Source organism: Thermodesulfobacteriota bacterium, assembly GCA_039028315.1.
Lineage (GTDB): Bacteria > Desulfobacterota_D > UBA1144 > Nemesobacterales > UBA2774 > CR02bin9.
This window is the reverse complement of record JBCCIH010000065.1, coordinates 1-11082: the sequence shown is the minus strand read 5'-3', so window position 1 is coordinate 11082 and position 11082 is coordinate 1. Positions and strand designations below refer to the sequence as shown.

General features: G+C 40.0%; 13 protein-coding genes. 4 read left to right on the top strand and 9 right to left on the bottom strand.

What is annotated here, in order from left to right:
- The 6 genes from metG to AAF462_05570 form a co-directional block, all read right to left on the bottom strand.
- The coding region (metG, locus tag AAF462_05595) for a methionine--tRNA ligase (GenBank protein MEM7008594.1) at window positions 1-1118 on the bottom strand (1118 nt) is incomplete at its 3' end.
- Between the two features lie 63 nt (window positions 1119-1181).
- Window positions 1182-2198, bottom strand: a complete 1017-nt coding sequence (locus tag AAF462_05590) for a DNA polymerase III subunit delta' (GenBank protein ID MEM7008593.1) — start codon at window positions 2196-2198, stop codon at window positions 1182-1184.
- Window positions 2199-2207: 9 nt separating this feature from the next.
- Complete coding sequence (tmk, locus tag AAF462_05585) at window positions 2208-2819, bottom strand: dTMP kinase (protein ID MEM7008592.1); 612 nt, start codon at window positions 2817-2819, stop codon at window positions 2208-2210.
- Window positions 2820-2918: 99 nt separating this feature from the next.
- The gene (locus tag AAF462_05580) at window positions 2919-3647 is read right to left on the bottom strand and encodes a pseudouridine synthase (GenBank protein ID MEM7008591.1); all 729 of its coding nucleotides are present in this window, start codon (window positions 3645-3647) and stop codon (window positions 2919-2921) included.
- A 16-nt stretch (window positions 3648-3663) separates the two neighbouring features.
- Window positions 3664-4029, bottom strand: coding sequence for a hypothetical protein (locus tag AAF462_05575; protein ID MEM7008590.1), 366 nt, complete (start codon window positions 4027-4029; stop codon window positions 3664-3666).
- A gap of 26 nt (window positions 4030-4055) precedes the next feature.
- Window positions 4056-4871, bottom strand: coding sequence for a DUF4412 domain-containing protein (locus tag AAF462_05570; GenBank protein MEM7008589.1), 816 nt, complete (start codon window positions 4869-4871; stop codon window positions 4056-4058).
- A 129-nt stretch (window positions 4872-5000) separates the two neighbouring features.
- Between AAF462_05570 and ndhC the strand changes: the two genes are divergently transcribed.
- Genes ndhC through nuoD form a run of 4 tightly spaced genes read left to right on the top strand, consistent with a single transcriptional unit; the run spans window position 5001 to window position 7580 of the window.
- On the top strand, window positions 5001-5357 hold the full coding sequence (ndhC, locus tag AAF462_05565) for an NADH-quinone oxidoreductase subunit A (GenBank protein MEM7008588.1): 357 nt from the start codon (window positions 5001-5003) through the stop codon (window positions 5355-5357).
- 14 nt (window positions 5358-5371) lie between these two features.
- Entirely contained in the window at window positions 5372-5833 is a 462-nt protein-coding gene (gene nuoB / locus AAF462_05560; GenBank protein MEM7008587.1) for an NADH-quinone oxidoreductase subunit NuoB, read from the top strand.
- A complete protein-coding gene (locus tag AAF462_05555) occupies window positions 5830-6348 on the top strand; it encodes an NADH-quinone oxidoreductase subunit C (GenBank protein MEM7008586.1) in 519 nt (172 codons plus the stop codon). The genes nuoB and AAF462_05555 overlap by 4 nt, the downstream gene beginning before the upstream one ends.
- 2 nt (window positions 6349-6350) lie before the next feature.
- Window positions 6351-7580, top strand: coding sequence for an NADH dehydrogenase (quinone) subunit D (nuoD, locus tag AAF462_05550; GenBank protein MEM7008585.1), 1230 nt, complete (start codon window positions 6351-6353; stop codon window positions 7578-7580).
- A 25-nt stretch (window positions 7581-7605) separates the two neighbouring features.
- Here the strand turns inward: nuoD and lolA are convergent, their stop codons facing one another.
- The 3 genes from lolA to AAF462_05535 form a co-directional block, all read right to left on the bottom strand.
- Entirely contained in the window at window positions 7606-8265 is a 660-nt protein-coding gene (lolA, locus tag AAF462_05545) for an outer membrane lipoprotein chaperone LolA (GenBank protein ID MEM7008584.1), read from the bottom strand.
- Window positions 8265-10571, bottom strand: a complete 2307-nt coding sequence (locus AAF462_05540) for a DNA translocase FtsK 4TM domain-containing protein (protein ID MEM7008583.1) — start codon at window positions 10569-10571, stop codon at window positions 8265-8267. The genes lolA and AAF462_05540 overlap by 1 nt, the downstream gene beginning before the upstream one ends.
- A 105-nt stretch (window positions 10572-10676) precedes the next feature.
- On the bottom strand, window positions 10677-11082 hold a 406-nt coding region (locus AAF462_05535; protein ID MEM7008582.1), incomplete at its 5' end, for a proton-conducting transporter membrane subunit.

The window sequence follows — 11082 nt, the reverse complement described above, 5'->3', positions numbered from 1 at the left end:
GGGACATTTGCATCGAAATATTTCTCTATCATTCCAAGCGTCCTACTTACCAAATTGCCTAGACCATTTGCTAGCTCACCGTTTACTCTTGCTACAATTGCGCTCTTAGAAAAATCCCCATCCTGTCCAAAGGGAATCTCTCTTAGGAGAAAATATCTAAACACATCCGCTCCGAACTCTTCAACTACCTGGTATGGATCAACTACATTCCCAAGCGACTTTGACATTTTCTCGCCCTCCACTGTCCACCATCCGTGTGCAAATACCGATTTGGGTAGTGGAAGACCCGCAGACATTAAAAACGCTGGCCAGTATACAGCGTGAAACCTTAGGATGTCTTTTCCTACTAAATGCACATCTGCTGGCCAGTTCTGCTCGAACATTTCCATGTTAGATGGGAATCCAACACCAGTTATATAATTGGTTAGAGCATCAAACCAAACATAGATTACATGTTTAGGATTACCCGGAACCGGTATGCCCCAACTAAATGTGGTTCTACTAATGCTAAGGTCCCTGAGCCCACCCTCCACAAAACGGGCAACCTCGTTTAATCTGTAACTCGGCTGAACAAAATCAGGATTTTTTTTATAGTACTCCAATAGAGGCTCTTGATATTCCGAAAGTTTAAAAAAGTAGCTTTCCTCTTTTACTTTTTCGATCACAGGCCTTTTGTCTTCAGGAAGGTTTTGGATTTCCTCAAGCTGGGTCTCAGTGATAAATGCCTCTTCCCTCACGTCATACCAGCCCTCATATTCACTAAGGTAGATATCTCCAGCCGCCTCCACTCTTTTAAATATTTCTTCTACTGAAATTCTGTGCCGATCTTCTGTAGTACGGATAAAGTCATTATTTGTTATGTTTAATGCTCCCGAGAGATCCTGAAATCTTGTAACTACCCTGTTTGCGAGCTCAATTGGCTTCTCGCCATTTGCCTCTGCTGTTCTTTCTATTTTCTGACCATGCTCGTCTGTACCAGTGAGAAAAAATACTTGATTACCTTTGAGCCTGTTAAAGCGCGCAATAACATCCGCTGCAATTGTAGTGTATGCATGTCCAATGTGAGGCACGTCATTTACATAATAGATAGGGGTGGTGACATAAAAGGATTTAGACATAAAAATTAATCTCCACAAAATTTCCTAAACATATTTTTAAGATTAAAGAGCTTAGATAATACCCTAACTTGCGAGTTTAATAAAAAGATTTTCAAACGAAAGCTGTTTGTTTGCATTAAGGTTGTATATATCATTCCAAGTTCTCTCAACCGCGCTCATTCTCTCTGATATAATCCTGAGCTCTAAGCTTTGAGCTATCTCAGCGCTTTCTTGTATCAAATCTATGTTTGTGATAAGACTTTCCTCCGAACCAGTTTTAATTAACATAAGATCCCTGAGCCAAAGTGATATAAATTCGAATGTCTGCTCTAATTTTTCCATATCCTCAGCACTAGAGCCAAGCGGCATGTATTCAGCTAAACCAATTATTCTCATTGCGGAATTAGGCTTAAGATTTATTAGAAACTGAACAAGCTCCTTTCGCCATTCTAACAAATCAGAGTCCATATTAAGGGCCTTTCCGAGGCTGCCTTTAGAAAGTTTAGAGCTAATAAGCGCTTGCTCTGTGGCTAAATCACTACGTTCTTCAAGTATCTGAAAAATACGCTCTTGGGGCAGTGAATTAAACCTAACGAGCTGACATCTAGAGCGTATTGTTGGAAGCAGCTTGTCCGGAGACGATGTTATTAGAATTATAACCGAATTAGGGGGAGGCTCTTCTAGTGTTTTTAAAAAAGCATTTTGGGCCCCGCTGCTCATTCTGTGTGCCTCATCAACTATTACAACTTTATACTTACCCTCAAAGGATTTAAGGTATAGCTTCTCCTCAACTCCTTCTCTGATCTGCTCGACTTTTATACTCTTAACTCCTTCATACTCAACATAAATAACATCCGGATGAATTCCTTTTTCTACTTTGCTGCATGGTCCGCATTCACATAAGTTTGTCCTGGGAGCATCGGCTTGAATTTCATTATCTGAAGTGCAGTTGATCAGCTTTGCAAATTCAAGTGCTATCAGTTTTTTACCAATGCCATCCTGACCGGAGAATATATAAGAATGTGAGACCATATTATCCCGGGCAGCTCTGAGAAGTATATTTTTTTGAAAATCGTGGCCAATAATTTTGTTATTAAACATATTTAGCTCTTAAGTGATTATCTCCGCAAGGGTGTTTCTGATTTCAGCGTGTATATCTAACATCTGCCTGTCCCCATTAATCTTCTTGATCCTATTAGGCTCGCGCTTAGCTATTAGCATATAGCCCTGTCTGATCATTTCATGAAATTCGACTGGTTCCTCGTCCATCTTTGTGGTATCGCCTCTAGTTTCTAGCCTAGATAGGCCTTTAATAACAGGCAGATTTAACAAGAAGGTAATGTCAGGGATTAGATCAAGCGTTGAAGCTGTTGCAATCCTACTTACAAGCCTCTTATCCAGTTTTCTGCCGTATCCTTGGTATACAACAGTTGAATCAAAATAGCGGTCACATATTACAATCTCGCCTGAAATTAATTTAGGTCTGATGAAGTCTCTTACATGCTGTGCTCTGTCTGCGCAAAAAAGACATAGTTCAGAAAACGCGTCAAGCTCCAAATCCCTATTATCTAATATAACTTGCCTAATTAGTTCTCCGAGTTCTCCCCACCCGGGTTCTCTAGTTAGTGTAACTTTGTGCCCGATCTGAGTCAGATGCTCTGCTAGTAGCTTAGCTTGAGTACTCTTTCCGCTACCTTCAATGCCTTCAAAAGTTATGAACATAAATGATTTTACCTTTGGAACGAAGAATTATTAAATCCGGATTTATTTATAAGCTAATAAAGAACCTAACATATTAAGGCTAGCTGGTAAAAGAGTACCTCAATGCCCTGGCTCAAGGGCTCTTCGTAATTTCATTAGCTCATTGTCGTTTAAGTCTCTCCACTTTCCCTTTTTTAAATTGCCCAGTTCAAGTGGACCAACAGCTACTCTTTTTAACTGTTTTACGGGGTGTGAGAACTCTGCAAAAAACCTTTTGACAAGATGGTTTCTTCCCTCATGAAATGAGATCTCTACCGTGCTCGTGCTATTATCACTAGTTATCAGCTCTATTGAATCAGGATGAGCAAAACCGTCATCGAGCTCTACTCCTTCTGACATTCTTTGCACTTTTGGACCGGATATATTTCCTTTAACTATAGCTATATATGTCTTTTTTAATTCAAAACTTGGGTGAAGGATTTTGTTGGCTAGATCGCCGTCATTAGTGCAAACAATAAGACCCTCAACATCGTAATCGAGCCTTCCTACCGGATAGACTCTCTGAGGAATATCTGCAAGTAATTGCTCAACTGTCTTTTTCTCATCTTGGCCATCGCCAAGTGCTGTGATAAATAGTTTGGGTTTATTTAAGATGATATATCTGTTTTTTTCAGGCTTGACCACAACCCCTCTGACTTGAACAATATCATTATCAGGGGAAACCGTAGAGCCTAAGTTCTTCTCCACCTGACCATTTATGCTCACCGCGCCTGCTTTTATTAGCTCATCGGCATTTCTTCTTGAAGCCACTCCGCACATAGAGAGAAATTTGTTCAGTCTTACTTTCAACTAACAGTTCCCAGGGCTATCTAGCAAAAAGAGCGTCCCTTTTAGCCCAAAAAGTGACGTTCTGACCTCTAATCCCAAACTTTACATAGCCTCCGCCCTTATCCTGTAAAAAAGCCTTTTCATTTCCAGACAATTTAATACATTTTTTATCATCATCTATTATCTGTTCCGCCAACTCTAACTGGTTCTCACCTACAAACTGATAGTATTTTTCTATATCTATCTTTTTATAACAAGCTGGAAACCCGGCCTCTGTAAAACATTCTCTATGCTGAAAATCGCACACTGTTTTGCCTGCCTGTGCTATTTCATTGTAGCCAAAAAAAAGTGTAAGCATAAAAACTACCGCAGTGAATTGGTATATATATTTGTGTGATCTCATTTCTCCACTCCCTTAGATTTTCATTGTTAAAGACCCATGTTCTGTCTTGTGTAACCAGCGGGCGGCTCAAGGTCTGCTGCATTTACAGCTGTTTTTTTTGTGGACGCTAGTTGTGATTCGCTGTCTACTTGTCCATTATCATAATCAATTGTCTGTACCGGAAAACCATCCATCTTTCTTAGCTGAGCGAAGACATTATTTTCAAACTGCATCTGCTTGCCCATAAAACCTTTGCTTTTGGAGAATGATTTAGCCATCTCATCCATAAAATTTGCCATCTCAAGCATTACAGTTTTCATTTCCGCTCCGCCCTCTATACTTGCCCAAGGGGCAACGCAGTGTTGGCTTGTTTTTTCATCCCCTTTATAGACGTCATATAAAGTGCAGCTGTAAGAGTTTACTTTTGAAGAACCTGCCTTTTTTATTATAGGCTCAACCACTTCGCTATCTCCCATACCAGGCATTCTGCCTTTCAAAGCCTGCTCCATCATAGCTCTTTCCTCTGGAGTTGCATCCTTCATGGCCTGTTCAAACTCTGCCATAGCTTGAGACATGACCCCGGCAAGCTCTTTTAGTGTAGCTTCATCCAAAACTACATAAGATTTATCCTGGTGACTGACCATGATCATCTCTTTAGTATCGCCTCTATATATCATAGAACCGTCCAATTTTTCCCCGTTCTCATAAAAATCCATCTTGAAATTTTTTCCCTTTACCATACCTTTGGTTTTGTGGGTCGCCTCCGGATTTATTTGCTTCTGATCAATCTCGAATATTACATCTGCATAACTGCTGATAGAGAAAATCAATACAATTAACAACGATAAGAGAACTTTGAACATATGATATACCCCCGCTGAGTTTTTCTTTAATTCTAACATATAAATTCATCTGATAGTTTGAGAAAAAATAAGTCTATTTTGAGCTCTTTATAACCTTGACAATTTTTCCATTCCACATAACATAATGCTGTGCTTTACGAGTATATACCAATTCTACTAATACTAATATTCGCAATTGGTCTTGCTTGCATAATGATTGGGCTCTCTTCTCAATTGGGTCCTAAGAAAGAGGCTAAGGGAAAGCTTGCACCATACGAATCCGGGATGACTGCAACCGGCGATACAAGAGGAAAGTTCTCAATAAAGTACTACCTTGTTGGGGCATTATTTATACTCTTTGACGTGGAAGCTGTATTTCTATTTGCCTGGGCGAGTGTATATAAAGATCTAGGGATGCTGGCTTTTGTAGAAGTAATAATTTTTCTCATAGTTATCATGGCAGGATATTTTTATGTAATTAAAAAAGGAGCATTAGATTGGGAGTAAATTCAGATCCGCTCTTGGGCGGAGAGGGTTTTTTAACAACAACAATTGAAGCTTTTGCCAATTGGGGCAGAAAAAATAGCCTATGGCCTATGCCTTTTGGCACGGCTTGCTGCGCTATTGAAATGATGGGAGTGTTTGCGTCAAGATACGATCTATCTCGTTTTGGCGCTGAGGTTGCCAGATTCTCACCCAGACAAGCCGATCTAATGATTGTGTCAGGCACTATTACTTATAAGATGGCCTCTGTGTGCAGAAGAATATATGACCAGATGCCAGAGCCAAAGTGGGTTATCGCAATGGGTTCTTGTACTTGCGGAGGAGGACCATTTGATAGCTATGCAGTTGTACAAGGCATAGATGAGTTTTTGCCTGTTGATGTATATGTCGGCGGCTGCCCTCCAAGACCAGAAGCATTAATTGATGCAGTAATGAAGATACAAAAGAAAATTGAGATGAAAGGGGCGCCTGTAGTATGAGTTTTGATATTGAGCAGGCGGTCAGTTTACTAAAAAACGAGTTTCCTAAAGACATTTTGGATACAAAAGAGTATAGAGGGGAAACTACTTTATTAGTCAGCAGCAATCAAATCGCAAATATTTGTAATTATTTGAAAGAAAATTTGGATTTCTCGTTTTTAGCCGACCTTACAGCAGTCGACTACTTGGAAGTAAAATCACCTCGTTACGAAGTTGTGTATCATGTACACAGATTTGGCCCTGATTATGAAGAAAACATACGAATGCGGCTTAAAGCAGAGCTAAACTCAGATGAAGCCAAGATAGATTCTGTAGTTTCTGTTTGGGGTAGTGCTGATTGGCTAGAAAGAGAAGTATACGATATGTTCGGTATTGAATTCATAGGGCACCCAGATCTTAGAAGAATTCTTTTGCCTGAAGATTATGGACCCTTCCCACTTAGAAAAGACTTTGATGTCAGAAACAGGGAACCGTCCAAAAAATCTTTTGAAAAAGCTGTTGAAGAAGGCAACTAATAATGGAAAGGATTGAATTCATAAGCGAAGAGCCGTTTGTAGTTAATGATGACGGCACCCGTACTGAGACGATGATGCTCAATATGGGACCGCAGCACCCGGCGACCCACGGAGTTTTAAGAGTAGTACTGCATTTAGACGGCGAGATGGTCGTTAAGGCCGTACCTTATATTGGTTATCTTCACAGAGGAATCGAGAAGCTTTGCGAGCACATTACTTATCAGCAGTGTCTACCTTACACAGACCGAATGGACTATATTGCATCAATATGCAACAACATCGGCTACATACTTACAGTTGAAAAGCTACTTGGTATTGAGGATGAGATTCCTGAGCGCGCAAAAGTTGCCGAGGTAATACTTTTTGAACTCGGCAGAATTGAATCTCACCTAGTAGGAATCGGAACTAACGCCCTTGATCTTGGAGCAATGAGTGCTTTTCTATACTGCTTTAAGGAAAGAGAGAGAATCTATGAAATTTTAGAAACAGTATGCGGCGCAAGGCTAACGACGTCTTATCCAAGGGTGGGCGGGCTTCCTTTGGATCTTCCGGATAATTTTGAAGAGGTTGTAAGAAATTTCCTAAAAGAGTTTCCAAAAACTATGAAAGAGGTAGACAACCTCTTAACTAGAAATAAAATCTGGATTGAAAGAACAAAAAATGTTGCTGTTATTAGTGCTGAGGACGCAGTCGACTTGGGTCTAACAGGCCCTGCTCTTAGAGGAAGCGGCGTTCCTTATGACGTAAGAAAGGCAAATCCTTATCTTGGATATGAGAACTATGATTTTGAAGTCCCGATCGCAAATGAAGGAGATGCATACTCAAGGTTTATATGCCGATTTGAGGAAATGCGCCAGAGCCTAAAAATTATAGAGCAAGCGCTTGATAATCTGCCCGACGGTCCCTATATTGCCGATCTTCCAGATATTGTTCTACCAGAGAAAGAACTTACCTACACAAAAATGGAATCACTTATCAGACATTTCGTTATTGTCTACGAAGGCTTTAAACCGCCTGCAGGTGAAGTACAGCATGCTGTAGAAAACCCCAAAGGTGAGCTTTCTTACTATCTAATAAGCGACGGCACAGGAAAGCCATATAGAATGAGAGTGCGCGGACCTTCATTCGTTAACATGCAGGCACTATCTAAAATGGTCGAAGGCAGTTTAGTTGCAGATGTGATTGCAGCCATTGGAAGTTTGGACATCGTTCTTGGCGAAATTGACCGCTAATTATAAATCTCAAAACTAACAGTGATTATTGAAGTGACGGGGGCTTTACTACTTCAGTGCCCTCAGGCGCTTTAAATACAAATAGTGAATCAGACACATCGCTATCTAACTTTACATCTTCGAGCTTCATTGTTGTCAGATTCCCAAAAGCATCGTAGAGATAAATAGTATTTACCATCATATCTTGCTTGCCTACTGATATAGTAACTTTATTGTATTCTTCATCATTTTTCGGAACAAGGTCAAGCAAATAACTACCGTTTGCATCTAGATTTTCAGAAGTTGAGAAACTTGCTTTAAAAAGCTCTTGCAGATTACCTAGACCAGAAAGAAGTGTTGTCGTAGACTCAGTCTCAGAGACTTGGTTAAGTGGAGTTTCTATGACTTGCTTTTCTTCTTCGTCATAAAACCACAGGGTCTTTCCATCAGAGACTATTTGGTCCATGTTAGGAGTGTTGTAGTTCCATCTCATCTTACCCGGCTTTTTAAACCAGACCTCTCCTTGGGCTGTTTGAACTTTATCTAGTGCTTTTACCTCCGACTCTTGAATAAACACAGCATGAAAGCTGTTTATCTGATCATACTTTTTTTGAACTTTATTCAAAACAGAATCTAGATCTTCAGCATGTGCCTGCATGCTTAGTGCAAACAGAAACATAAAAATAGGTAATATTATTTTGACCATTATTGCCTCTCTTCAAACTGACTTAGATCTATAAATACTTCCCTTGGCTTGCCCGCAACTTCTTGGGGTCCGACAACCCCCTCTTTTTCCATAATCTCCACAATTCTCGCAGCTCTATTGTAACCAATCTTTAGTCTTCGCTGGAGCATTGATATAGATGCTTGACCAGTTTCTGCTATGGTTCTAAGCGCCTGCTGGTATAGCTCGTCCTTCTCATCATCAAGATCCTCCCCACCGTCCTGCTCTTCAACGTGTGTGATCTCCTCGTTATATTCAGGCCTGCCTTGAGATTTAATATATTCCGTAATGCCCTCTCTCTCTTCATCTGATATAAGAGCTCCCTGGAGCCTCATGAGGTTAGAGGTGCCGGGCTCTAAGAAAAGCATATCTCCTTTTCCTAAAAGACGTTCTGCTCCTCCAGCATCTAAAATTATTCTTGAATCAATTTTTGAAAATACCAAAAAGGAAATTCTAGCAGGGAAGTTAGCTTTAATAAGTCCGGCAACCACATCAGCCGATGGCCTTTGGGTTGCAACAATAAGGTGAATTCCTGATGCACGCGCTTTTTGAGAAAGTCTTGTTATAGACTCTTTTATTTCACTTCCTGACACCATCATAAGATCTGCAAGCTCATCTAAAACTATTACTATGTAAGGCAAAAACTTGTCCCACTTGTCCTCATCATCCCGCTTCATAAGACTTTTATTATAGCTCTCAATATCCCTAACACCTTCTTCAGATAAAATCCTGTATCTCTCATCCATCTCATGTACAGCCCACCTAAGAGCAGCTGAAGCCTTTTTAGGCTCGGTAACCACAGGATGCAGAAGGTGAGGTATGTCTTCATATACTGACAACTCAAGCATTTTAGGGTCGATCATAATGAACTTAAGCTCTCTTGGGCTTGCCTTGTAGAGCATGCTTGTGATTATTGCATTTAATAGAACACTCTTTCCTGACCCGGTAGTACCGGCGATCATCAAATGAGGCGCTTTTCGTAAATCCATAAAAAATGGAAGACCGGCGATATCTTTACCAAGCGCCAGAGTCAAGAAAGACTCGCTTTTAGAGAACTCAGGATCTTCTAGCATTTCTCTTAATACTACTAACTCGCGCTTTGTGTTTGGAACTTCAATACCGATAACATCTTTACCTGGAATTGGCGCGATTATTCTAATACTTACTGCGCTTAGTCCCATAGCAAGATCATTTTCAAGTGAAGCAATCTTATTTATCTTGATTCCAGGTGCCGGTTTGTACTCGAACATAGTGATTACAGGACCGGGTCTTATCTCCGTCACCTTTCCCTTAACGCCGAAATCTTCCAGTTTATCTTCTATGAGTTTTGCTTTATCAAATACTGCGTTTTTATCTATCTGAACGTTGGTTTCCAACTTAGGATCAAGCAGGTCAGTGGACGGCAATACATAATCGCTATGTAGAACTTCTTTTTTAGGGAAGAACTCTTCAAGTCCATCTAACTTTGGCGTTTCTACTACTATTTGAGGTTGATCAGGATCTGATTCAATTAAAGCTTGGGGGCGATCTGTTACCACCTCGTCCTCTAAATTTATGATTTCTTCATTTAATATTTCGTCGACAGGGCTATGCTTCCCATTTAGATTTATTGATGTGTTTTCCTCAGCTAATATTGGCTCTTCAATTGACTCGGCTTTGGACTTTGAGTAGTTCTCTTTTAGGTTGGAAAATATTTTGTTTCCCTCAAGTACTAAATACTTTGATCCTGCATATACATTTTCAAAAATATACATTGCCCACTTTACCGTCGAAGTAATTAACTCTGTTAGCGTAAGACTCGATATTATTATTAAACTCAGTAAAAACAAAATAGTTACAATGAGATATGACCCAACTGTTCCGGCAATACTGTCTCTTAGCATTGTAGCTATCGAGCTTCCAATCCACCCGCCTGATGGGTTGTAACCCAGAAAGTCTGTATTGGCAAAGGCTAATCCAAGAAATGTCATTATTGCCAAAAGGAAGATGAAGGATGAAATTGCTTTTCTATATAGACCAGAGCCTGCTCTATTTAAGAAAACAACAACGGATGAGTAAAATAGTACTACCGGGACTACAAAAGCACATACTCCAAATGCTTGGCCCAGTATTTGAGCAATAAAATCACCAATCTGTCCCATAGCACCCTGGACGTCTTGATCCGTGCCTGAGCTGTAAAAAATAAGGCTTAGGGCCGAAAAAATCCCAAGAGAGAATAAAAATGCTGCAATAAGCTCTCTAGTAAGATTGTCAGAGGAAGATTTTTTAGAATTACTTTTTCTTGCCATGGATTGTTAAAGCTAATTATACAATATTTAGCTTAAGTATTCAAAATTGTTAGCTTTAGTTATTAGAAATATTACGGATATAAGTGGTTAATACAACTAGTTTTTTTACTGTCCGCTAAAAGCAACCAGTACTGATCCGGCAGCTTCTAGAGCAAGATTCCAGGAATCTAGTGGAAAAATCCCAAGAAGAAGCGTTCCGATGCAGAGCACAACTAAAACTATTGATGAAGCAATCTTAAATGACGGAAAGCTGGCCGTATCTTCTTTCATAAATGCATATACGAGCACTCTTAAGTAGTAGTATGCTGAAATAACGCTGGCCAATATACCAAGTACAGCAAGCCAGTAAAAATCCGCTTGGACTGCAGACAAGAATATTCTGTATTTAGCGAAAAACCCTATTGTCGGGGGTATTCCGGCCAGTGAGAACATAAATACTCCCAGCGCCACGGCTAAGTAGGGTCTTTTTTTCCAAAGCCCTGATATATCCTCAAATGTCTCACATTCTTTG

Coding starts and splice junctions, on each gene's coding strand:
- AAF462_05590 (MEM7008593.1), bottom strand. CDS start 2,198: ATGTTTAATAACAAAATTATTGGCCACGATTTTCAAAAAAATATACTT.
- tmk (MEM7008592.1), bottom strand. CDS start 2,819: ATGTTCATAACTTTTGAAGGCATTGAAGGTAGCGGAAAGAGTACTCAA.
- AAF462_05575 (MEM7008590.1), bottom strand. CDS start 4,029: ATGAGATCACACAAATATATATACCAATTCACTGCGGTAGTTTTTATG.
- AAF462_05570 (MEM7008589.1), bottom strand. CDS start 4,871: ATGTTCAAAGTTCTCTTATCGTTGTTAATTGTATTGATTTTCTCTATC.
- AAF462_05555 (MEM7008586.1), top strand. CDS start 5,830: ATGAGTTTTGATATTGAGCAGGCGGTCAGTTTACTAAAAAACGAGTTT.
- nuoD (MEM7008585.1), top strand. CDS start 6,351: ATGGAAAGGATTGAATTCATAAGCGAAGAGCCGTTTGTAGTTAATGAT.
- lolA (MEM7008584.1), bottom strand. CDS start 8,265: ATGGTCAAAATAATATTACCTATTTTTATGTTTCTGTTTGCACTAAGC.
- AAF462_05540 (MEM7008583.1), bottom strand. CDS start 10,571: ATGGCAAGAAAAAGTAATTCTAAAAAATCTTCCTCTGACAATCTTACT.